The sequence below is a fragment of the Yoonia sp. MH D7 genome (assembly GCF_054439475.1).
In genome coordinates, this window is record NZ_JBTJCF010000001.1 from 3,211,115 (window position 1) to 3,232,325 (window position 21,211).

At 56.0% G+C, this 21,211-nt stretch carries 21 protein-coding genes and 2 pseudogenes; 8 read left to right on the top strand and 15 right to left on the bottom strand.

Annotation, left to right across the window (positions count from 1 at the left end):
• The first annotated feature begins 50 nt into the window (after nt 1–50).
• Nucleotides 51–566 carry a DUF4329 domain-containing protein gene (locus ACXLHR_RS16000; protein ID WP_458792365.1) on the top strand — a complete coding sequence of 172 codons (516 nt, stop codon included), beginning with the start codon at nt 51–53 and terminating at the stop codon, nt 564–566.
• On the opposite strand, the pseudogene ACXLHR_RS16005 reads toward ACXLHR_RS16000, so the two are convergent.
• Nucleotides 563–2,533: pseudogene (locus ACXLHR_RS16005) on the bottom strand (protein meaA); the annotation flags it as partial. The gene ACXLHR_RS16000 and the pseudogene ACXLHR_RS16005 overlap by 4 nt on opposite strands.
• A gap of 130 nt (nt 2,534–2,663) precedes the next feature.
• On the opposite strand from ACXLHR_RS16005, the gene ACXLHR_RS16010 reads away from it, so the two are divergent.
• From ACXLHR_RS16010 to ACXLHR_RS16035, 6 genes and pseudogenes are all read left to right on the top strand, one after another.
• Nucleotides 2,664–4,049, top strand: coding sequence for a 1-acyl-sn-glycerol-3-phosphate acyltransferase (locus ACXLHR_RS16010; RefSeq protein ID WP_458792366.1), 1,386 nt, complete (start codon nt 2,664–2,666; stop codon nt 4,047–4,049).
• 66 nt (nt 4,050–4,115) lie between these two features.
• Entirely contained in the window at nt 4,116–4,469 is a 354-nt protein-coding gene (locus ACXLHR_RS16015; RefSeq protein ID WP_458792367.1) for a hypothetical protein, read from the top strand.
• Between the two features lie 155 nt (nt 4,470–4,624).
• Nucleotides 4,625–5,914, top strand: a complete 1,290-nt coding sequence (gene ccrA / locus ACXLHR_RS16020; protein WP_458792368.1) for a crotonyl-CoA carboxylase/reductase — start codon at nt 4,625–4,627, stop codon at nt 5,912–5,914.
• A 359-nt stretch (nt 5,915–6,273) separates the two neighbouring features.
• Nucleotides 6,274–6,651: pseudogene (locus tag ACXLHR_RS16025) on the top strand (autoinducer binding domain-containing protein); the annotation flags it as partial.
• A gap of 35 nt (nt 6,652–6,686) precedes the next feature.
• On the top strand, nt 6,687–6,965 hold the full coding sequence (locus ACXLHR_RS16030) for a hypothetical protein (RefSeq protein ID WP_458792369.1): 279 nt from the start codon (nt 6,687–6,689) through the stop codon (nt 6,963–6,965).
• 39 nt (nt 6,966–7,004) lie between these two features.
• The gene (locus ACXLHR_RS16035) at nt 7,005–8,531 is read left to right on the top strand and encodes an ATP-dependent DNA helicase (protein ID WP_458792370.1); all 1,527 of its coding nucleotides are present in this window, start codon (nt 7,005–7,007) and stop codon (nt 8,529–8,531) included.
• Here the strand turns inward: ACXLHR_RS16035 and ACXLHR_RS16040 are convergent.
• The 14 genes from ACXLHR_RS16040 to trpS form a co-directional block, all read right to left on the bottom strand.
• Nucleotides 8,528–9,277 carry a TIGR02186 family protein gene (locus ACXLHR_RS16040; protein WP_458792371.1) on the bottom strand — a complete coding sequence of 250 codons (750 nt, stop codon included), beginning with the start codon at nt 9,275–9,277 and terminating at the stop codon, nt 8,528–8,530. The two genes, ACXLHR_RS16035 and ACXLHR_RS16040, sit on opposite strands and share 4 nt — an antisense overlap.
• The gene (locus tag ACXLHR_RS16045; RefSeq protein ID WP_458792372.1) at nt 9,277–10,182 is read right to left on the bottom strand and encodes a sulfite exporter TauE/SafE family protein; all 906 of its coding nucleotides are present in this window, start codon (nt 10,180–10,182) and stop codon (nt 9,277–9,279) included. The genes ACXLHR_RS16040 and ACXLHR_RS16045 overlap by 1 nt, the downstream gene beginning before the upstream one ends.
• A gap of 271 nt (nt 10,183–10,453) precedes the next feature.
• Entirely contained in the window at nt 10,454–11,422 is a 969-nt protein-coding gene (locus tag ACXLHR_RS16050) for an ABC transporter permease (RefSeq protein ID WP_458792373.1), read from the bottom strand.
• A 3-nt stretch (nt 11,423–11,425) separates the two neighbouring features.
• Complete coding sequence (locus tag ACXLHR_RS16055) at nt 11,426–12,064, bottom strand: LysE family translocator (protein WP_458792374.1); 639 nt, start codon at nt 12,062–12,064, stop codon at nt 11,426–11,428.
• Nucleotides 12,061–13,164: an ABC transporter permease gene (locus ACXLHR_RS16060; RefSeq protein ID WP_458792375.1), complete on the bottom strand. Its 1,104-nt coding sequence runs from the start codon at nt 13,162–13,164 to the stop codon at nt 12,061–12,063. The genes ACXLHR_RS16055 and ACXLHR_RS16060 overlap by 4 nt, the downstream gene beginning before the upstream one ends.
• Nucleotides 13,164–14,699 carry an ABC transporter ATP-binding protein gene (locus tag ACXLHR_RS16065; RefSeq protein ID WP_458792376.1) on the bottom strand — a complete coding sequence of 512 codons (1,536 nt, stop codon included), beginning with the start codon at nt 14,697–14,699 and terminating at the stop codon, nt 13,164–13,166. The genes ACXLHR_RS16060 and ACXLHR_RS16065 overlap by 1 nt, the downstream gene beginning before the upstream one ends.
• Before the next feature lie 86 nt (nt 14,700–14,785).
• Nucleotides 14,786–15,781, bottom strand: coding sequence for a BMP family lipoprotein (locus ACXLHR_RS16070; protein WP_458792377.1), 996 nt, complete (start codon nt 15,779–15,781; stop codon nt 14,786–14,788).
• A gap of 193 nt (nt 15,782–15,974) precedes the next feature.
• Nucleotides 15,975–16,385, bottom strand: coding sequence for a GNAT family N-acetyltransferase (locus ACXLHR_RS16075; RefSeq protein ID WP_458792378.1), 411 nt, complete (start codon nt 16,383–16,385; stop codon nt 15,975–15,977).
• On the bottom strand, nt 16,382–17,023 hold the full coding sequence (tsaB, locus tag ACXLHR_RS16080) for a tRNA (adenosine(37)-N6)-threonylcarbamoyltransferase complex dimerization subunit type 1 TsaB (RefSeq protein ID WP_458792379.1): 642 nt from the start codon (nt 17,021–17,023) through the stop codon (nt 16,382–16,384). The genes ACXLHR_RS16075 and tsaB overlap by 4 nt, the downstream gene beginning before the upstream one ends.
• Nucleotides 17,020–17,301, bottom strand: a complete 282-nt coding sequence (locus ACXLHR_RS16085; RefSeq protein ID WP_458792380.1) for a DUF6958 family protein — start codon at nt 17,299–17,301, stop codon at nt 17,020–17,022. Before ACXLHR_RS16085 ends, tsaB begins: the two co-directional genes overlap by 4 nt.
• 3 nt (nt 17,302–17,304) lie before the next feature.
• The gene (locus ACXLHR_RS16090; RefSeq protein ID WP_458792381.1) at nt 17,305–17,868 is read right to left on the bottom strand and encodes a NifU family protein; all 564 of its coding nucleotides are present in this window, start codon (nt 17,866–17,868) and stop codon (nt 17,305–17,307) included.
• A gap of 135 nt (nt 17,869–18,003) precedes the next feature.
• Complete coding sequence (locus ACXLHR_RS16095; RefSeq protein WP_458792382.1) at nt 18,004–18,336, bottom strand: hypothetical protein; 333 nt, start codon at nt 18,334–18,336, stop codon at nt 18,004–18,006.
• Between the two features lie 429 nt (nt 18,337–18,765).
• Nucleotides 18,766–19,221 (bottom strand): universal stress protein, encoded by a 456-nt coding sequence (locus tag ACXLHR_RS16100; RefSeq protein ID WP_458792383.1) that lies wholly within the window; start codon nt 19,219–19,221, stop codon nt 18,766–18,768.
• Nucleotides 19,222–19,279: 58 nt separating this feature from the next.
• Complete coding sequence (gene trpS, locus ACXLHR_RS16105; protein WP_458792384.1) at nt 19,280–20,296, bottom strand: tryptophan--tRNA ligase; 1,017 nt, start codon at nt 20,294–20,296, stop codon at nt 19,280–19,282.
• An 82-nt stretch (nt 20,297–20,378) separates the two neighbouring features.
• Between trpS and ACXLHR_RS16110 the strand changes: the two genes are divergently transcribed.
• Nucleotides 20,379–21,056, top strand: a complete 678-nt coding sequence (locus tag ACXLHR_RS16110) for a rhomboid family intramembrane serine protease (RefSeq protein WP_458792385.1) — start codon at nt 20,379–20,381, stop codon at nt 21,054–21,056.
• The last annotated feature ends 155 nt before the right edge of the window (nt 21,057–21,211 follow it).

Below are 21,211 nucleotides of genomic sequence, written 5' to 3' on the forward strand. Positions count from 1 at the left end.
TTCAATGTTGCGGTTAGTTTAGCGTGAATGAGGCAGCGGGTAGAAGACAAATGCGTATCGGTAGTGTGATTTTTGCGGCGGTTGTTGGCCAGGCTGTCGCGGCGCAAGACGCGGTCGAGCTAGAGATTGCGCGAGAGATTTTAACGGAATTGCAACTGAAGTCGTTTGAAAAGCAGCGCGAGTATTGCGGCTATATCGGCTATGACGAAACGGGTGTGATGGTGGCGACCCCTGCTGTGGCTGGCACGCACGACGGGTGTACTGCGCCGTTTCCGCGCAATGTGGCTGTCACTGCATCGTATCATACCCATGGTGATTATGATGATGGCTATTTCAACGAAATCCCCAGTGACATTGATATGGAGGGCGACCGCGCGTTTTATTTGAACGGCTATGTCGCCACGCCTGGCGGGCGGTTGTGGTATATTGACAGCCGTTTGATGGTGGCGCGGCAGGTATGCGGTATTGCCTGTTTGCCGGTGTCGGACGGGTTTCGTAAAGAAACCAACGGGGAAATTGCCGAGAGTTATACCTATGATGCGCTGGTGGAAAAGTTGAACAATTAGGGCGCGCGGTTATCGGGATCTACGAGGGTGATGATGTCGGCCATGATTTTGTTCAATTCGAAGTCTTTGGGGGTGTAAACCGCTGCGACGCCCATTGCGCGCAGTTTCGTGGCGTCGTCTTCGGGGATGATGCCGCCTGCGATGACGGGGATGTGCGAGAGGCCCGCAGCAGCAAGTTTGGTGATGACATCGCCGATCAGCGGGATGTGCGAGCCAGACAGGATGGAAAGGCCGATAACGTGCGCGTCGTCGGCGGCAGCGGCGGCAACGATTTCGTCGGGGGTCAGGCGGATGCCTTCGTAGGCGATGTCCATGCCGCAGTCGCGCGCGCGGGCCGCGATTTGTTCAGCACCGTTGGAGTGGCCGTCGAGGCCCGGTTTGCCGACGAGAAATTTCAGGCGGCGTCCTAGCGCATGGCTGACGCGGTCAACGTTTTCGCGTAAATCGTCGAGGCCTTCGGTGCGGTTGGAGGGGTTTTTGCTGACGCCAGTGGGTGCGCGGTATTGGCCGAAGGCGGCGCGGATCACGTCGGACCATTCGCCGGTTGTCACGCCAGCGCGCGCGCAAGCGATGGAGGGGATCATGATGTTTGTGCCATCGGCGGCGGCGGCGCGCAGGGCGGTGAGTGCGTTTTGCACGGCGGTATTGTCGCGGGAGGTTTTCCATGCGGCAAGGCGGGCAAGTTGGTCGGCTTCGGCGCCCTTGTCGGCGACCATGATCGCGTCGTCGCCAGCGGTGAGCGGCGAGGGTTCGCCCGCTTGCCATTTGTTCACGCCGACGACGGTGGTGGTGCCGTTTTCAATACCTGCGATGCGGGCGGCGTTGCTGTCGACGAGGCGTCCTTTCATGTAGGCAATCGCGTTCACGGCGCCGCCCATGCTGTCGATTTGGGCTAATTCTGCGCGCGCGCCTTCTTTGAGTGAGGCGACTTTGCGGTCGATTGCGGGGTTGCCGTCGAACAGGTCGTCGAATTCTAACAGATCGGTTTCATAGGCGAGGATTTGTTGCATGCGGAGCGACCATTGCTGGTCCCATGGGCGGGGCAGGCCGAGGGCTTCGTTCCAGGCGGGCAGTTGCACGGCGCGGGCGCGGGCGTTTTTCGAGAGGGTGACCGCGAGTGTTTCCAAGAGGATACGGTAGACGTTATTTTCGGGTTGCTGTTCGGTGAGGCCAAGAGAGTTGACCTGCACACCGTAGCGGAAGCGGCGGTATTTGGCGTCTTCTACGCCGTAGCGGGTGGCGCAGATTTCGTCCCAAAGCTCGACAAAGGCGCGCATCTTGCACAGTTCTGTCACGAAGCGGATGCCTGCGTTCACGAAGAAAGAGATGCGGCCAACCATTTCGGGGAAATTTTCGGGGGGCACTTTGCCGCGCAGATCGTCGAGGACGGCGCAGGCGGTGGCGAGGGCAAAAGCGAGTTCTTCTTCGGGTGTCGCGCCTGCCTCTTGCAGGTGGTAAGAGCAGACGTTCATCGGGTTCCATTTGGGCAGGTGTTCGCGCGTATAGGCTGCCACGTCGGTGATCATGCGCAAGCTGGGTTCAGGCGGACAGATGTAGGTGCCGCGCGACAGGTATTCTTTGATGATGTCGTTTTGCACGGTGCCTTGTAGGGTTGTTGTGTCGACGCCTTGTTCCTCGGCTACAGCGATGTAGAGCGACAACAGCCACGGGGCGGTCGCGTTGATCGTCATCGAAGTGTTCATTTGTTCAAGCGGAATGTCATTGAAGAGGGCGCGCATGTCGCCAAGGTGGCTGACGGGCACGCCGACTTTGCCGACCTCGCCACGGGCGAGGATATGATCGCTGTCGTAGCCGGTTTGGGTCGGCAGATCGAAGGCTACGGAAAGACCGGTTTGTCCTTTGGCGAGGTTGCCACGGTAAAGCGCGTTCGAGGCGCTGGCAGTGGAGTGGCCCGCGTAGGTGCGGAACAGCCATGGGCGGTCTTTGATCGGGTGCGACATTGGGCGGCTCCAGAATGGGTGGCGTAATTTTGTTTCGTATTAGTGGGTATTATCCGACATTTTATGGCGCTGTCAATTCGCTGCGTTGCGGCATGACGGGATTTACCTCTGCGCCGTTCCCTGTCAATGTCGTTCTATGACGCAAACTGTTTCGATGCCGCTATGGGCCTTTGTGCTTATTTTACTGTTTGCAGTGGTGACGTTTGCGTCGCATTTTTTGTTTCCGTCAGTGCGCTGGTTTTTTCGGAAACGCGCCGAGCGTGTGATTGCGAGGCTGAATACGCGACTGCAACGGCCTATCGAGCCATTCAAGCTGGCCAAGCGCTATGACATGATCCAGCGGTTGATTTATGATCCCGAGATTACCCGGGCGATTGTGGCATATGCGGCAAAAGAGAATGTGCCGGAGAATGTGGCGTTCGAGCGGGCGCGGTCGTATGCCCGCGAGATTGTGCCATCGTTTTCGGCAACTGTTTATTTCTCGGTCGGGATCCGTTTGGCGGAGTGGTTGTCCAAGTCTTTGTATCGCATTCGCATTGGCAGGTTCGATCGTGAGGCGCTGTCCAAGCTGGATCCGAATGCGACTGTGATCTTTGTGATGAACCACCGCAGCAACATGGATTATGTGCTGGTGACGTATTTAGCGGCGCGTGCGGGGGCTTTGTCCTATGCCGTGGGCGAGTGGGCGCGGGTCTGGCCGTTGTCGGGGATGATCCGCATGATGGGCGCGTATTTTATCCGGCGTCGGTCACGCGGGGCGTTATACCGTGTGGTTTTGGCGCGCTATGTGCAGATGGCCACGGCGGGTGGTGTCAGTCAGGCGGTATTCCCTGAAGGTCGTTTGAGTGTGACCGGGGCGACTGCGGAGCCGAAGCTGGGGTTGCTGAACTATATTGTGTCAGATTTCGGACCCGACAAGCGTGATGTTATTTTTGTGCCTGTGGCGTTGAATTATGACCGTGTTCTAGAGGACCGGTTTTTGATCAAGGCCGACAAGACCGGCAGGCGTAGTTTCCGTCCGCCATTCTGGCAGGTGGCGAAGGTCACGATAGGGCATTTTGGGGCGCGGATCACGGGACGGTTCAACAAGTTTGGCACGGCGGCTGTCAGCTTTGGCACGCCGCTGGATCTGGCGGCGTTTCTGGATGGGCGTCGTGGTGATTTTACCGATGAGGTGGCTGCGGAATTGATGGCGCGTATCCGCGATGTGATCCCTGTCTTATCTGTGCCTTTGGTCAGTCGTGTGTTGTTGCACGAGGGGCCGATGGACCGCGCGGCGTTAATTTTACGTGTGGGGGAGTATACGCAAGATCTGTTGGAGCGCGGAATTCCGGCACCGCGTCGCGGGGCGGAACTGGTGGTGAAAGAGGCTGTTGCCGACCTTTTGGCGCGCGGTGCGGTGACAGAAATTGACGCCAGGATTTCGGTTAATCCTGCTGACGTGGACCTGCTGGCGTTTTATGCAAACTCGATCGAGCATCATCTAAAGGCTAATGTGCCGGTCAAAACTGTTGCCCGGTAAATTTCCCTAACGTAATCTTTTTGAAGCGGTATCATTACGACCGCGCTTATAAAAAAGGGAAGTATTATGTTTTTTAAGTCTATTTTGACTACAACAGCATTTATGGTGACCATGGCCGGGTGTGTCGATGCCACCAATACCGGTACTACCAGTTCGGTTGCGCCAAACCGTAACGTATTGATTGTGAACCAGACCGGCCGTCCGATCTGGCGATTTTATGGATCAAATGTTGGCACAAATTCGTGGGAAGAAGATATTCTGGGTGCTGACGTTCTGGCGAGCGGTGGATCGGTCAATATCAATTTTGACGACCGCACCGGCCACTGTAACTTTGACCTCAAGGCCGAATTCCAAGATGGCAGAAGCATTGTGCAGAACAATGTGAACGTTTGCACGGCTTCGGCAGTGACATTTAGATAAACTTAGTCCCGCACGTGACGCTGCGATGCGGCAGAAATTAAATTACAAAATTTAACGTCTGGTTGTTGCAATGTTGCGTGCGGGAAACTATTCCTCAGGGGGCGCATTGATTCTGCAGTGCGGCAAAACGGTAATTTCGACCTGAGGAGGCCGACATGGCTTTAGACACGCAGACTGCTCCGATCCCTTATGACGCTCCTGAAAAGCCGCTGTATGAGGTGGGTGAAATGCCGCCTTTAGGGTATGTGCCCGCACAGATGTATGCGTGGACAATCCGCCGCGAGCGGCACGGCGAGCCGGATAAGGCGTTCGAGATTGAAGTGGTTGATTGCCCCAAGCCTGACAGCCATGAAGTGTTGGTGATGGTGATGGCGGCTGGTGTGAATTACAACGGCGTTTGGGCCGGTCTTGGGATTCCGATCAGCCCGTTTGATGTGCATGGTGCCGATTTTCATATTGCCGGATCGGATGCATCGGGGATTGTTTGGGCCGTAGGGGACAAGGTCAAGCGCTGGAAGGTTGGCGACGAAGTTGTTATTCATTGCAATCAGGATGATGGTGACGACGAAGAATGCAACGGCGGTGATCCGATGTTTTCCGAGAGCCAGCGCATTTGGGGATATGAGACGCCTGATGGCTCATTTGCCCAGTTCACATCAGTGCAGGCACAGCAATTGATGCCGCGCCCCCGTCATCTGACGTGGGAAGAGAGTGCCTGTTATACGCTGACGCTAGCCACGGCGTATCGCATGTTGTTTGGCCATGAGCCGCATGATTTGAAGCCCGGCCAGAATGTTCTGGTTTGGGGTGCGTCTGGTGGTTTGGGATCTTATGCGATCCAGTTGATCAATACGGCAGGTGCCAATGCGATTGGTGTGATTTCGGATGAGAGCAAGCGTGAGTTTGTGATGTCTTTGGGAGCCAAGGGCGTGATTAACCGCAACGATTTCAAGTGCTGGGGGCAGATGCCGACGGTGAATACGCCCGAATATAAAGAGTGGTTCACCGAGACGCGCAAGTTCGGCAAGGCGATTTGGGAGATTACGGGCAAGGGCAATAATGTTGATATCGTATTCGAACATCCCGGTGAGGCGACGTTCCCAGTGTCGACTTTCGTATGTAAGCGTGGCGGTATGGTTGTGATTTGTGCGGGGACTACGGGTTATAATCTGACGTTTGACGTGCGCTACATGTGGATGCATCAGAAGCGTTTGCAGGGCAGCCACTTTGCCAATCTCAAGCAGGCGTCTTCGGCTAATAAACTGATGATCGAGCGTCGTTTGGACCCATGTATGTCGGAAGTATTTACATGGGCAGATATTCCTGCGGCCCATACCAAGATGCGCCGTAACGAGCATAAGCCAGGCAATATGGCGGTGCTGGTACAAAGTCCAAAAACCGGGCTGCGCACGTTTGAAGATACGGTTATTGAATCGCAATCCTGAACGGGTTTGACAGGTTGATATGGAAGCGCCGGCCAAGTGGTCGGCGTTTTTGTGTTTCAACTGTGCTTTTTAGGATCAATGGCTTAAAAAAATCAGCCCCGCTATAAATGGGGGGGCAAAGGAGCGGGTTTTTGCTTCCATATGAAAATGCTACCATAGGTTGATGATGATTGGTTGATGAATTTTTGGGAGCGTAACCATGGGAAATGACTGGATTGTGGGCGTACTCGCAGACCTTAAAAGCTTTGCTCTAAAGAACGGACTGCCCTTATTGGCGGATCATCTTGATGAGACCTCGGAAGTGGCTAGGGCGGAGATAACGCAGACATCCAAAATGGCACCGGTGGTGGTGCGAGGAGATTGCGCTGAAACTGGATCGATTTTTACGAGCGTTGGAGCAGGCAGAGACGCTGGATCAAATTCAGGAGTTGATTGTCGGGCTGCGCAGCAGTCTGGCGGTTGATAATATCGTTTACCATTGGGTCAGCGCCGATGGTGAGCAATACGGATTTGGCACCTATGATCCCAAGTGGGTGCAGCGGTATATTGATCAGGATTATCTGCGCGTTGATCCCGTCGTTTTAGGGTGCTTCCAGCGGTTTCATCCTGTGGATTGGAAGCGTCTGGATTGGTCGTCGCGTGCCGCGCGTGCGTTTCAGAAGGATGCGATTGCCAATGGTATTGGCAATCAGGGGTTTTCCATCCCGATCCGTGGGCCGAATGGCCAGTTTGCATTGCGCAAGGGACGGGGGCGCATGTTGCAGGTGCGTTGATGTTGGCGGGTGGTGAGTTGATGCGCGCCTTTGGATTAACCCGTTTGTTGGGGGTGTTCGATGCCCGCATAGTGCGGATTTATAATATGATCGGGGCCGCGCCAGAGGTGCTAGGGAGCATGGGTGAAGGGCGTGACAGGATTAGCGTTGGGCTGTGGTCGTTTAAGCCGCAGGACCGTGTGCGCGTCTTGCGCCGTGCAGGCGTGTCGTCTGATATTTCGGAGCATTGGTTCGAGCGTGCGTTCGGGCATCCGATTAGGGCTGCGATCGCCGCATAATCGCTGGCAGCTGACGGGCGGGGCGGGTAGTGTCCCGCCATGAGCAACCTGATTACATTTTCTGACGACCAAACCGAGGCATGGGACAACGTGGCCGCGATGTTGCGTCAATCCGGCGTTGATTTGGATGATAGCCTATTGATGTCGCCGCCCTCTGAAACCTCGTCAGTGATGGCCGTGATTGGCAAGGCGGGGTCGGGCAAGACGATGTTGCTAGCCCGTTTGTATAAGGCGATGGAAGAGGCGGGTGTTGATGTTATCTCGGGCGACTGGGAAGGCAAAAAGAAGAAGGATCGCAGGACTTTAGCGATTTTAGCGCCGACGAATAAAGCGGCTTCTGTGTTGCGCAATCGCGGCGTGCCTGCCACCACGATCCACCGGATTTTGTATACGCCTGTCTATGATCCCGAGTATGAGAAAGTGGCCGAATGGTTGGCGGGACAAGGCGAGCGTCCCGAGATTGAAGGGCTGACGGATATTGCGCTGGACCGTGCGTTTTCGAGTTTTCAGACACATAAGTCGGTGCCTGCGGCCTTGGCTGCGGCGGGGTTGCGCGGGTCGGATTTTATCACCGGATGGAAGCGGCGCGAAGAGGGTTTGGACATTGGCTTTGTTGATGAAAGTTCGATGTTGGATGCCAAGCAGTTTGAGGATCTGCAAGAGATTTTCCCGACCTTAGTGTTGTTTGGTGATCCGGCACAGTTGCCGCCGGTGCAAACGTCGGGCGGGATGGTGTTCGAGACATTGCCGCCTGAGAAGGTCATGGTTTTGTCGCGGGTGCACAGGCAGGATGCGGGCAATCCGATTTTGGATTTGGCCCATGCACTAGCCGACCCGATGGTTGATTTTTATGCCTTTGAAAAGATGGTGGCCGAAGCTGCATCACGCGACGAGCGTGTGGTGATGGCGCAACGTGTTGAGGCTGATTTGATGGCGCGCAGTCCGGTTCTGGTTTGGCGCAATGCCACGCGCATCAAGTTGATCCATGCGTTTCGCACCGCCTTTGATGCTCCGATTGACGAGCTGCTGGAAGGCGAGCCGTTGATTTGTGACGGGATTGAATTGCCGATGAAGCACCGCAAGAAACGGCTTGATCTTGAAGCGCGTGGTTTGATTAAGGGCGCGCAGGTTGTGTATTTGGGACCTGGGCGCAAGCCCGGATTTTCGCGGTTGCATGTCATGGGCGCGGAGGATCCGCAGGTCAGTGCCGCGTCGATTGTGAAGATCGAACAAGAGGGTGACGCCGAGCCGTTTATTCCGTTTGCGGCCCGTATGGGGGCGACGTTTTTGCATGGCGCGGCGGTTACGATCCATAAAGCGCAGGGCAGTCAGTGGGGGACGGTGCAGGTTTTTGCGCCTGATATCGAGATTGCCGCACGCATGGGCCGTGTCGAGGCGGGGCAGCCTTTGTGGAAACGTTTGGCCTATGTTGCGATTACGCGGGCCGAGACCCAGCTGCGCTGGGTTGTGCGCAATCGTTTGGCGCGTCCGACGTCACCTTTGACGGTGAATGATTTGCATGTGTCTGCGGTGGCGTTGGAGTTGACCGCGCCCGAGATGGATTAGCGGCGCAGCAGACCAAAGACGGCCGAGGCTAGCCAGCCAGAGGCGATGGCGATGGCGAGTGACATCAATCCGTACAGCAAGGCTTGTTCGTGGGCCAAATTGTAGAGCCAGCGCTCTAGCCCGACTTTTTGCACAGGGATGGTCGTGGTGTAGCTGTCCACAATTGTGCCGTCGCGCGTCAGGAAAATACGCGTTGTATAGGTGCCTTCAATCAGGTTTGCGGGCATGGCGATACTGGTGTTGAACAGTGTATCACGTGACAGGTCCACCGCCCCTTCCAGGGTTTGGTAGAGGTTGTTTTCCAGGCGAATGCGAATAAGGGCGCGAGAGAAGTTGCGGCTGTCGAGCACGTTGGTGCCGATTTGACGGACGGCTTGTCGGATGCTGATCTGGTTGGTCAAATCTTCGGAGGCGCGCAGGATATCGCTGAACGGGGCGCTGGTGGCGACGGCGTAGAATGATGGTGCGGAGTTGATTTTCACATCGTCGACGTTGACCCAGATGCCCAGACGCCGTTCTTTGCGGAATACAGTTGTTGGCACGTCGGGGCCAGCCACGGTGACGATGACCCCAAGCTCGCCAGCGGGCAGCTGGGTTTCGCGCCGGATCGCCCCGAATATCAGGATTTCGGACCCTTTAAAGGTGGCGGTGATGGCGACGGATTCGTGACTGAGGCCCAGCACGATTTCTTCTTGTGCGTAAGCGGGGGAACCGAGGGCGCAGAGCAAGGCGAGGAGGCGCAGCATCAGGTGCCCCCCATGCCAATTGAGTACAGCTCGGACGGTTGAATAAGCAGGTCCAAACCGAGTTTGAAGCAAACCGCCAGCACGAGAAGCGCGAGCAGGATGCGCAATTGTTCGGCCTTCATTTTAAGCCCGATGCGTGTGCCGATTTGCGCGCCGATGACGCCGCCGACGAGCAGTAGCACGGCCAGAACGATGTCGACGGTAAAGTTAGTTGTGGCGTGCAGCATCGTGGTGAAGGCAGTGACAAAGATGATTTGGAACAGCGAGGTGCCGATCACGACTTTTGTAGGCATACCCAGCAGGTAGATCATCGCGGGCACCATGATGAAGCCGCCGCCCACGCCCATGATGGCCGACATGATCCCGACCAGTAAGCCGACTGTGATGGGCGGAATGACCGAGATATATAGTCCAGAGACGCGGAATTTGACTTTGAACGGCAGGTTATGGACCCAGTGGTGTTTGCGCCGCTTAGGGGGGCTGCCTGATTTGAGGATTGCGTTCAGGCTTTCGATGAACATCAATGTGCCGATGATGCCGAGGAAGACGACATAAAAGAGCGTGACCAGTAGATCGACTTGCCCTAATGAGCGCAGGTAGTTGAAGATCACGATGCCGATGGCCGCGCCGATAAGGCCGCCGATCAACAGTACAGACCCCATACGCAAATCAACGGTTTTGCGTTTAAGATGTGCCAGCAGGCCCGAGACGGAGGAGGCCACGATTTGTGTCGCCCCTGTTGCCACGGCGACCGCTGGCGGGATGCCGATGAAGAACAGTAGTGGTGTCAAAAGGAACCCGCCGCCGACGCCAAACATGCCCGAAAGAACCCCCACAAGCCCGCCAAGCCCGAGTAGTAGGAACGCATTTACGGCCACTTCGGCGATGGGAAGGTATATTTGCATGCGGTGTCCCGGCGAGAGATTGGGTCGTTGCACCAAAACCCTTTCACGCGAGTATGTCAAACCCCACAGGCCGGAAACCTGTCGGGGTTGGGGTATTGGGTCATTATGAGGTGATGATTACGACTTTTGTATGCGATCGCAGCAAATAATAGGTCGTCGGGGCAATGGCTCGCTAAGAAGGGGGGCTTTTTGAATGTCCGCGATGTTTGGCGTGCATGCGCAATCGCCGAAGTGGGGGCGATTGCGCATGCACGTATATGTTGGCAGCTATTTAGCGTTCTTTGACGTAGGGTTCGCCGCCGGCGCGGGGTGGGACCGCTTTGCCGACAAAGCCTGCGAGGATGATCACGGTCAGGATGTAAGGCAGAACGTCTAGCAGTTGTCCGTTGACTTTGAAGCTCAAGACACCTTCGATCACGTCCGGACGCAGGGCCAGCGCTTGCAGAAAACCGAACAGTAGACAGGCGTAGAGCGCATACCAAGGGCGCCATTTTGCAAAGATCAAGGCCGCGAGGGCGATATATCCGCGTCCCGCACTCATGTCTTTCACAAAGCTGGCTTGAAGTGCGGTTGCAAGATATGCACCTGCGATGCCGCAAAGAATGCCGCAAATCGCGACGGCGGCAAAGCGCATGCCGACGACCGAGACGCCAGCCGTATCAACGGCTGCAGGGTTTTCGCCGACTGCCCGCAAGCGCAGGCCAAATCGGGTGGAGTAGAGCACCCACCATGTGAGTGGCACCATGGCGAGGGCAATATAGACAAGTGCGGTGTGGCCCGAGATCAGTTCGTAGTAGATTGGTCCGATGACCGGGATCTCGCGCATACTTTCGGCGAAGGGCAGGGTAATTGGATTAAATCGCGCGTCGCCTGACAGTTGCGGTGTGCGTCCGCCTTGTGCAAACCAGCTTTGCGAAATGACGACTGTAAGGCCTGCGGCGAGGAAGTTGATGGCCACGCCCGAGATCAATTGATTGCCGCGGAAGGTAATCGAAGCAAGGCCGTGGATTGCGGAGAGCACGAGCGATGCCATGATGCCCGCGCCAAGGCCGACCCAAGCCGAGCCGGATGTGTAAGCCACGGCGGCGGACATGAAGGCCGCAGCGAGCATTTTGCCTTCGAGCCCGATGTCAAAGATGCCGGCGCGTTCCGAGTAAAGCCCTGCCAGACAGGCGAGCAGCAAGGGGGTTGCAAGGCGCATGGTGCTGTCGAGCATCTGCAGAAGTGTCAGGAGATCCATGGCTTAGATCCTTGTTGTTGCGAGTTTGAAGGCGGCGAAGGCAAAAAAGACGCCAAGCGCCCCTTCGATCCAGCGGCGTGCTGATTGGTAGGCGGCGCGAAAGGGCCGTGCCGAGAGCAAAAGCGCCCAAGCACCGTGGCAGCCGAACGAGATGAGGAATGCGCCTGCGACGAAGGCTGTGATGACGAGCAGACCGCCGCCTTGTGTGGCCCCGACCGAGGCAATCGCGAGCCAGAATAAGATTGCTTTTGGGTTGGTGACTTGCAAAAGAAACCCTGTGGTGAAGTGTTTCCAGCTGGCGGTTGTGTCTACTTGGGCTGCTTTTATCACCGGTGTTGACGCGGCTTTTTTGAAGGCGCCATAAGCGAGATAGACGAGGTAGGCCGCGCCGACAAAGCGCAGGGCGGTCATGGCCCATGCAACTTGAGAAAGCAGCAGGCCAACGCCGATTAGTGTGCCTACGTTAATGACGACGCTGCCCGATGCGATGCCTGTGGCGGCAATCAGGGCTGGCGTGCGTCCTTGGGTTGTGGCGATGCCGAGCAGCATGGCAACGGCGGGACCGGGCGAAGACGCTGCGACAAAAAGGATCGAGAACGCGGCGAGAAAGCCGGGCAGATAGGGCAGAAATTGCTCCATCATGCGGCGCTCTTTTTGCGGCGGGCAGCGGCGAGGAACATGCGCTCTAGTGGCATGCGCACCATGTTGTCCAGCGCGCCTGTAAACAGGATCACGAGCGCTTGGATCACGACGATCATCTCGCGCGGGATTTTTGTCCAGAGCGCCAGTTCTGCGCCGCCTTGATAAAGGAAGCCGAAAAGGATCGCGGCGAGGAAAACGCCAAACGGGTGGCTGCGCCCCATGAGCGCGACCGCGATGCCGATGAAGCCTGCGCCTTCTACGGCGTTCAGGACCAGGCGTTCGGCTTCGCCTTGCACGTTGTTGATTGCCATCATGCCGGCAAGTCCGCCAGAGATCAGCATCGAGACCATGATGATTTTGGTCGGGCTGATGCCGGCGTATTTAGCGGCTGATTCCGAGTGGCCGAAGGCGCGGATTTCATAGCCGAGCTTGGTTTTCCAGATCAGCGCCCAAACCGCGAAACAGGCGGCGATGGCGACGAAGAACGAAATATTTGCAGGCGCTGAGCGAGAGAATTCGATGCCGACGGTGCCAAGGATATCATGTAAGGTTGGTAAGTTTGTTGCCTCGGGGAACCGGCCTGTTGCGGGTTCCATCGAGCCTGCCGGTTTCAGTATGCCGATCAGCAGATAGTTGAGCAATGCCGCTGCGATGAAGTTGAACATGATTGTGGTGATGACGACGTGGCTGCCGCGTCTGGCTTGCAGGAACGCGGGGATTGCGGCCCAAGCGGCACCAAAAAGTGCGGCGGCAGCGGTGCCGCCAAGTAGGGCGAGCGTCCAATGTGGCCAAGGGATGTAGACGCAAACCAGTGCCACCCCAAGTCCGCCGATCATCGCCTGACCTTCGCCGCCGATGTTAAACATGCGGGCGTGAAAGGCGATGGAGACGGCGAGTCCCGTGAACATGAAATTTGTCGCGTAATAGAGTGTGTAGCCCCAGCCGTAAGTGGAGCCGAGCGCGCCGTCGATCATCAGTTTCAGCGCGTTCATCGGGCTTTCGCCGATCGCGAGGATAACGAGGGCCGAGAGGATTGCGGCAAGGATCAGCGAGATCAGCGGAATCAGGACCACATCGGCCCATTTTGGCATCACGTCCATTACGCAGCTTCTCCTTTGGTCATGCCGGCCATCATCAGGCCGAGTTCTTTTTCGTCAGTCTCGGAAGGCAGACGTTCGCCCATCATTTTACCGTCGAACATCACAGCGATGCGGTCTGACAGAGACAGGATTTCTTCGAGTTCGACCGAGATCAGCAGGATCGCTTTGCCTTGGTCGCGCAGGGCGACGATTTGTTGGTGGATGAATTCGATAGCCCCGATGTCTACGCCGCGTGTTGGTTGGCCGATCAGCAACAGGTCAGGGTTCCGTTCTATTTCGCGGGCCAGAACGATTTTTTGCTGGTTGCCGCCAGAGAAGCTTTTGGCGGGGAGTTTGGGGTCGGGGGGGCGCACGTCAAAGCGTTCCATTTTGGCGATGGTGTCAGCCTTGATTGCGGCGTTATCCATAAAGATACCGTGTTGGTATTTCGGGTCGTGGTGGTAGCCGAAGGCCATGTTTTCCCATGCGGAATAGTCCATGATCATGGCTTCGCGGTGCCGGTCTTCGGGGACGTGGGCGATGCCGCGTGCGCGTCTTGAGCGTCCGTCGGAATGTGCGCCTGTCAGGTCGAGGGCTTGGCCGTTCAAGGTGATTGATCCGGTGGCTTTCTCGTAACCGCCCAAGACTTCGAGCAGTTCGGACTGGCCGTTGCCGGACACGCCTGCGATGCCAAGAACTTCGCCCGCTTTTACGGTCAGGTTGATCCCCTTGAGGCGGTGAACACCTTTGTTGTCGGTGACGTTCAGGTCCTTGATTTCAAGGATGGTTTTACCGATTTGCGGCGGTGCTTTTTCGACCCGCAACAGCACTTTGCGTCCGACCATAAGCTCGGCAAGTTCGGCAGGGCTGGTGTCGGCGGTTTTTACGGTGGCGGTCATTTCGCCGCGCCGCATCACACTGACGGTGTCGGTGGCGTTCATGATTTCGCGCAGTTTATGGGTGATCAGGATGATGGTTTTGCCTTCGGCTTTTAGGCGTTCCAAAATGCGGAAAAGCTGGTCGGCCTCTGAGGGGGTCAGCACGCCTGTCGGTTCGTCGAGGATCAGGATGTCGGCCTTGCGGTAAAGCGCCTTAAGGATCTCGACGCGTTGTTGCATGCCAACGCCGATGTCTTCGACGATTGCGTCAGGATCGACGTTTAACTCGTATTCGTCAGCCAGCGCTTTGAGCTCGCGGCGGGCGCGGGCAAGGGAGGGGCGCAAAAGCCCGCTATCCTCGGCGCCTAGCACCACGTTTTCAAGCACGGTGAAATTTTCGACCAGTTTGAAGTGCTGGAACACCATGCCGATACCCGCCGCAATCGCCGATTGGCTATCAGGGATAAGGGTCGGTTTACCGCCGATAAATATCTCGCCTTTGTCCGCCTTGTAGAACCCGTAAAGGATGGACATGAGCGTGGATTTACCCGCGCCGTTTTCGCCGATGATTCCGTGAATTGTGCCGGGCATCACGCGGATCGAGATGTCTTTGTTGGCTTGCACGGGGCCGAAGGCTTTGGAGATGCCTTTGAGTTCGATAGCTGGGCTTTGGGTCATGTGATGGGGCACCGTTTTAGGGTAAAATGCAGTGGGCCGCACCGGAATATCGGCGCGGCCCCTAGTCTTGGCCTTAACGCGATGACTTAGAAGTCAAGCGCATCGCAGGTTTCGCTGGTGTTGTAGTTCTGGACAGTGATTTCGCCTGCGATGATCGCAGCTTCAGCGGCGTCGAGGGCCGTTTTCATGTCCGCAGTAATCAGCTCTGCGTTGTTTTCGTCCATGGCGTATCCAACGCCGCCGTTGTTCAGGCCCATAGTGGTCATGCCTGATTCCAGCGCGTCACCAAGGGTGAATGCATCGTAAACAGCGTTATCAACGCGCTTCATCATGGATGTCAGCACTTTGCCAGGGTGGAGGTGGTTCTGGTTGCTATCAACACCGATCGACAACATCTCGTTGTCGGCTGCGGTTTGCAAAACGCCAACGCCTGTGCCGCCAGCGGCTGCGTAAACAATGTCAGCGCCTTGGGATTTTTGCGCGAGAACCAGCTCGGAGCCTTTGACCGGATCGTTCCAAGCCGCAGGCGTTGTGCCGGTCATGCTGGACAGAACTTTGATATCTGCGTTTGCTGCAATCGCGCCTTGGGCGTAGCCGCAGGCAAAGTTGCGAATGAGCGGGATATCCATGCCGCCGATGAAACCAACGGTGCCGGTCTTGGACGCCAAAGCTGCTGCCATGCCGACGAGGTAAGAGCCTTCTTCTTCGGCGAATAGGATCGAGCGCACGTTTGGCGCGTCGACAGCGGCATCAATGATCTGGAATTTGGTGTCAGGATAGTCGCCAGCCACTTCTTCCAGAGAAGTTGCAAAAGAAAAGCCCGCCATCACAATCGGGTTGTTGCCGTTTTCAGCAAAGCGGCGCAACGCTTGCTCGCGCTGTGCGTCGGACTGAAGCTCGACTTCGTCAAAGGAACCGCCGGTTTCCTCGGCCCAACGTGACGCACCTGCAAAGGCGGATTCGTTGAAGGATTTATCGAACTTGCCGCCAAGGTCGAAAATGATCGCCGGATCAGCAAGCGCTGCGCCAGTTGACAGTGCCAGTGCGGCAGTAGCGCTAAGCATTTTGTGCATAAGGGTCATAAGGTTAGTCTCCCAGGTCTTTGAATACATAGGGGACTGCACCTTGCCTTCCCCCCAAAAGCCGAGCCGATTTATCGGTTCATTGACTGATAAAGCCTTGTCGCGGGGCGGCGGTCAACCGATTTATCTTTTGATCCGTCTTGTATTTAGTCATCTGAACAAGATACGGGCGCAGAATCGGCAGTTTGGCGTTTTAGAGTGCACGTCGCAGAACATTTGCATCACATTTTGTGCCGTCCGGACGTGTGTAATAAGCGGGTCTATGGCCGACCTTTTCAAATTTATTATTCAGATACAGATTGTTGGCTGGAATATTATCGGATGCGACTTCTAGAAACGCTGTGGTAGCGCCTTGTGTTTTTACGTGGTCTAAAAAACCGGCAAGGTGGGTTTGCCCGTATCCTTGGCGCTGAAAATCGGGGTGTGTCGCGAGCGTTAGCACCTCGGCTTCGTCAAGGGTGACCCGCCCGAGCAGGAATGACCTCGCGTCACCGCGTAGAATCATGCCGGTTTGCGCAAGCAAGCTTGTAAATTCGTCCGCGGTCCATGGTCGCGTGTCGGTGAATGCCGCAGCGTGCGTACTGGCGAGGTCGTCGGGCGTCATGGCAGGATGGTTGGCGGTGCGTCGCGTGGGGGGGCGGCGTCTGCATCGCGCAAATAAAGCGGGGCGGGGGCTTCGGTTGTGCTGTGCAAGCGTATCGCCGCGATCCGTGCGATGGCTTCGATGATCGTATATTTGGGTGTGGCGGTTTGCAGGCCCAGGATTTCGCTTACGGCTTGGGCGGCGTTTCCTACCAAAACGGGTTCGGATTTGGGGTCATACGGAGGCAAATCCTCTGCTGTTAACTCGCAAAGTGCCGCGACGCCATTCACCGATTGAATGTAGGCGCGTCCGCGCGGGGCGGCGAAGCAGGCGATGCTATTCTCAGTTTCCAGCGAGAGCGCGTCGAGTGTGGACACGCCGACCGCTTTGATCCCAAGGCCAAGCGCAAGGCCGCGCGCGGCAGAGACACTGATGCGGATTCCTGTGAAATTCCCCGGCCCGATGCCGACGCCGATGCCGCCCAGATCGTTCCAAGTCAGGCCCGCGTCTGCGAGGACGGATTCAAGCATCGGGATCAGGTGTTCGGCCTGTCCTTTTGCCATCTCATCCGTGCGGGTGGTGATCTGGCCTTGGTGGAATAGGGCCGCTGCGCAATGGGCCACAGAGGTGTCAAAGGCCAGAATTGTTGGAAATGTCACGTTTTGGACCATGACAGCGGTTTGGTCGCGTGCCGCAGGATCGTGCCCTTGGCTTCTTGGTCCAATTGCACCGATTTGATCCACCAACCTGCGGTATTACCTTCAGGAAAGTGGGCGTCTGGCAAAAGCGGCAAGACGCCCGCCTTGATTTGGGCGTAAGTCATTGGTTGGTCGGTCAGCACGGCCATCATCGCGTCAAGCATAGCGCCGTATTTGTCGGCGTTCAGGTTGACCTTGTGGTCGGGCGCGTTGGCGTTTTCGACTTGGATTTTTGCCATCGCTTAAACCGCGACCGGACGCACTTCGACCACTTCAGGAATATAGTGGCGCAGGAGATTTTCGATACCCATTTTCAAGGTTAATGTTGACGATGGGCAACCCGCGCAAGCGCCTTGCATGTGCAGGTAAACTACGCCGCGATCAAAGCCGTGGAATGTGATGTCGCCGCCGTCTTGGGCCACCGCAGGGCGGACCCGTGTGTCGAGCAATTCCTTGATCTGATCGACAATTGCGCCGTCTTCGCCGGTGTGTTCGGCGTGGCCGGATGCGGGGGCGTGATCGTCGGCCATGACCGACTGGCCCGATTGATAATGCTCCATGATCGCACCAAGGATCGATGGTTTGATGTGATCCCATTCCGTGTCATCGGTCTTGGTCACGGTCACAAAATCATTGCCAAAGAATACGCCCGTGACGCCGTTCGTCGCAAAAATGCGTTTGGCCAAGGGCGAGGCCTGGCCAGCCTCGGATGTTGGAAAGTCAGCGGTGCCGATTTCCAGAACGGTCTGACCCGGCAGGAATTTCAGTGTCGCAGGGTTTGGCGTGGATTCTGTTTGGATGAACATTGGATCAACCTTTCTATTTATATTCTAAATATGCGCCCGCATGGCTGGCGCGTCAAGGTTTGGAATGATTCTAAAAGGAAAACGGGCTGGCCTTGGGAGGAAGGCCAGCCCGCTTGGGAGGGTAGAAAGAATAGTTTAGTTTTTGATGTCGTAATCTTTGGTTGTGACGGCTTGGCCATCAACTTCCAGAACTGCGAGAACTGCGAAGGCATTGTTGTTGCCTACGTTGACGCGGACATCAGAGTTTGCACCAGCCAAAACTGCTTTGGAACCCAACAGAGCGCCTTGCTGGCCGTTGGAGTAGTTATAGATGCGTACAACGCCGTTTGCTTCGGATGTGACGTTGCCAAGTTCGAGTGTTGAACCTGCTTCACGGTTTTCACCGAAAGCGAAATAGTTGCCAGCAGTTGCTGTAGATGCTGTTGCGACAAGTGTTGCTGCGATAAGTGAGAATTTTTTGATAGACATGATGTGACCTTTCTAAGGTATTGAATTGTTTGCCGTTTGCGGTGTTACCCGTTGTTGGTGATTGAGAGATGCGCCTTTCAAACCGTGAAGAAAAGAGCCCTTTCGATCACGAAAAAGAGAGCACAATGTGATCGATTTTGCCCCTTGAAAACCGGACGCGCGTACCGTGTCTGACTTTGGTGAATGCATGCACAACTGCCCTGCGCAGGTGCGCTGAAACTCCCCCTGAAGACCTTACTTTTGGGTCAATAGGCAAAAAAGTTTCATTTCCGTCGTTCACATTTGGAGATATTTCAGGGCAGGATTATTATTAATTTTTCTGCTTTATGTCGTGCAGATTACGGGCCTGTGATCTGAAATGGTATTTTTGACACAAAAAACGGCGCATGCGCCGTTGGGTGTGTGTCGAGTCGTGATGGAAATGCGGATTTAGGTGATCGCTTCCAGGCGTTCTTTGGAGATATCTTCAGGAACGATGGTGATTGGCACTGGCAAACTGCCCGATTGGCGCGTCAAAGCAGAGACAAGAGGGCCGGGACCGTTTTTATCGCTGGCAGCCCCAAGCACCAAAACGCCGATTTCGGGGTCTTCGTTCACTTGGGCCATGATTTCGGTGAGTGGCTCGCCTTCGCGGATCACCAGTTCGGGGTCGATGCCCTGTTTGTCGCGCATCCATTTGGCGAAAACCTCAAAATGGACCTCGATGCGCTCGCGGGCTTCTTCGCGCATGATGGCACCCACGCCGATCCAGTGATTGAATTCGTCTGGCGGAATAACGGACAGGATCGCCACGGCACCGTTTGAATGGGCCGCGCGCATCGCGGCAAAGCGCATTGCGTTCAGGCATTCGCGGCTATCGTCCAAAACCACTAGAAACTTGCGCATGATCGCTCCCTATTTTTGACGATAGTGCAGGAACGAATGCGCGCTGGCAACTCTTGAGTTAGCTGCGCAGCATGCCGACAATATCATAAGTCTTGTGCAAGATCGGCTGTGCAATTTCGCGTGCGCGTGCCGCGCCATCGCCCAAGATGCGGTCGATTTCTGCAGGGTCGGACATGAGGCGGGCCATTTCCGTCGAGATCGGCGCAAGTTTTGCCACGGCAAGGTCGGCCAACGCCGGCTTGAACTTGCCCCACTGCGCGCCTGCATATTCTGCGATCACATCGGCGGGGGTCACGTCGTTCAACGCGGCATAGATATCGACCAGATTGCGCGCTTCTGGGCGGTCTGCCAAACCTTCGACAGTTTCGGGAAGAGGTTCAGCGTCGGATTTGGCTTTCTTGAATTTTTTGGCAATTTTGTCGGCATCGTCCGTCATGTTGATGCGTTCCATGTCGCTTTCGCCGGACTTGGACATCTTCTTGGTGCCATCGCGGAGGTTCATCACGCGGGTTGCCGCCCCTTCGATGACGGGGGTCGTTTCTGGGAAAAAGTCGACCTTATAGTCGTGGTTAAATTTGCGTGCGATGTCGCGTGTCAGTTCAACGTGTTGTTTCTGGTCTTCGCCAACGGGCACATGGGTCGCGTGATACAACAAAATATCAGCGGCCATCAGCGCGGGGTAGGCGTAAAGCCCAAGCGAGTGCTTTTCTGCATTCTCGCCTGCTTTGTCTTTGAATTGCGTCATGCGGTTCATCCAGCCCAAGCGCGCCACGCAGCTGAAAATCCAGCCAAGCTCGGCATGTGCAGCATTTTGCGATTGGTTGAAAAGAATCGATTTCGTCGGATCCAGACCTGCGGCAAGGTAGCCTGCGGCGACTTCGCGTGTGGCATTGGCCAGTGCCGCGGGGTCCTGCCAGACGGTGATTGCATGCATATCAACGACGCAATAGAGGGTTTCCATCTGTCCCTGCATGCCGACAAACCGCTTGATCGCACCAAGGTAATTGCCAAGCTGCAAACCGCCGGAGGGTTTGATTCCTGAGAAAACGCGGGGGGTAAATGTCGTGTTTGTCATAAGCGCAGGTCCGGTCTGGATATTAATGTTAGTTCGGCTTACCCATGCACGAGCCGACCGTCAACTTAAGGATACCCTAGGAATGCAATCTGAAGCCGCCGTAAACCCGATCCCACCTGTTATTGTGGTGTTGTGCTTGATTGTTGTGGGGGTCGAGTTGGCGCTGTCGGCGGCTGCGGCGGGAATGATCGGTGGGCAGCTAGGGATCGGCTGGCGTTTGACCGCGATGCAGGACTACGCGTTTTCGCCCGCAGTGTTAGAGCGGATTTTAGGCGTTGGCGATTTCAGTTTTAATATCGTGAAGCGTTTTGTGACTTACGGATTTGTGCATGGCAACTTTACCAGTGCGCTATTTGCCGCCGCTTTGATGTTGGCGCTGGGCAAGTTTGTGGGTGATGTGTTTCGTGCCGGTGCGGTTTTGATCGTGTTCATTGGGTCGCTGGTATTTGGCGCGTTGGTGTTTGGGATGTTTGTCGGAGGGAACGTGCCACTGTTGGGGGCTTATCCCGCGGTTTACGGGCTGATCGGGGCATACACCTATATCATCTGGCTCCGACTCGGCACCACAGGCCAAAACCAGCTGCAAGCATTTCGCCTGATTGGTGTGTTGTTGGCATTGCAGCTGTTGTTTGGATTAATCTTTGGCGGCAGCCCTACATGGATTGCAGAGCTTGCAGGGTTTGTGTTTGGCTTCGGCGTGTCGACGGTAGTGGCCCCAGGCGGTTGGAGCGCGTTGTTGGTCAGGTTGCGTCAACGGTAATCGGCAGCGATTCCCGACGTTAGGGCGGCAATCTTAGGCGATCGAGTAAGTCTGTTCTGTGGGCGCTGCTATGAAACGTGCAGTCAGTGATAAATCACTGGCTTCACTCCAATCCTTACGCCAAAGATCGCTTTGTTTGGCGTAGGTTTGTAAAT

Coding starts and splice junctions, on each gene's coding strand:
- ACXLHR_RS16035 (WP_458792370.1), top strand. CDS start 7,005: ATGAGCAACCTGATTACATTTTCTGACGACCAAACCGAGGCATGGGAC.
- trpS (WP_458792384.1), bottom strand. CDS start 20,296: ATGACAAACACGACATTTACCCCCCGCGTTTTCTCAGGAATCAAACCC.
- ACXLHR_RS16045 (WP_458792372.1), bottom strand. CDS start 10,182: ATGCAAATATACCTTCCCATCGCCGAAGTGGCCGTAAATGCGTTCCTA.
- ccrA (WP_458792368.1), top strand. CDS start 4,625: ATGGCTTTAGACACGCAGACTGCTCCGATCCCTTATGACGCTCCTGAA.
- ACXLHR_RS16060 (WP_458792375.1), bottom strand. CDS start 13,164: ATGGACGTGATGCCAAAATGGGCCGATGTGGTCCTGATTCCGCTGATC.
- ACXLHR_RS16015 (WP_458792367.1), top strand. CDS start 4,116: ATGTTTTTTAAGTCTATTTTGACTACAACAGCATTTATGGTGACCATG.
- ACXLHR_RS16095 (WP_458792382.1), bottom strand. CDS start 18,336: ATGTCTATCAAAAAATTCTCACTTATCGCAGCAACACTTGTCGCAACA.
- ACXLHR_RS16065 (WP_458792376.1), bottom strand. CDS start 14,699: ATGACCCAAAGCCCAGCTATCGAACTCAAAGGCATCTCCAAAGCCTTC.
- ACXLHR_RS16070 (WP_458792377.1), bottom strand. CDS start 15,781: ATGACCCTTATGCACAAAATGCTTAGCGCTACTGCCGCACTGGCACTG.
- ACXLHR_RS16010 (WP_458792366.1), top strand. CDS start 2,664: ATGACGCAAACTGTTTCGATGCCGCTATGGGCCTTTGTGCTTATTTTA.
- ACXLHR_RS16040 (WP_458792371.1), bottom strand. CDS start 9,277: ATGCTGCGCCTCCTCGCCTTGCTCTGCGCCCTCGGTTCCCCCGCTTAC.
- ACXLHR_RS16030 (WP_458792369.1), top strand. CDS start 6,687: ATGTTGGCGGGTGGTGAGTTGATGCGCGCCTTTGGATTAACCCGTTTG.
- ACXLHR_RS16090 (WP_458792381.1), bottom strand. CDS start 17,868: ATGTTCATCCAAACAGAATCCACGCCAAACCCTGCGACACTGAAATTC.
- ACXLHR_RS16085 (WP_458792380.1), bottom strand. CDS start 17,301: ATGGCAAAAATCCAAGTCGAAAACGCCAACGCGCCCGACCACAAGGTC.
- ACXLHR_RS16100 (WP_458792383.1), bottom strand. CDS start 19,221: ATGCGCAAGTTTCTAGTGGTTTTGGACGATAGCCGCGAATGCCTGAAC.
- ACXLHR_RS16050 (WP_458792373.1), bottom strand. CDS start 11,422: ATGGATCTCCTGACACTTCTGCAGATGCTCGACAGCACCATGCGCCTT.
- ACXLHR_RS16075 (WP_458792378.1), bottom strand. CDS start 16,385: ATGACGCCCGACGACCTCGCCAGTACGCACGCTGCGGCATTCACCGAC.
- ACXLHR_RS16000 (WP_458792365.1), top strand. CDS start 51: ATGCGTATCGGTAGTGTGATTTTTGCGGCGGTTGTTGGCCAGGCTGTC.
- ACXLHR_RS16055 (WP_458792374.1), bottom strand. CDS start 12,064: ATGATGGAGCAATTTCTGCCCTATCTGCCCGGCTTTCTCGCCGCGTTC.
- ACXLHR_RS16110 (WP_458792385.1), top strand. CDS start 20,379: ATGCAATCTGAAGCCGCCGTAAACCCGATCCCACCTGTTATTGTGGTG.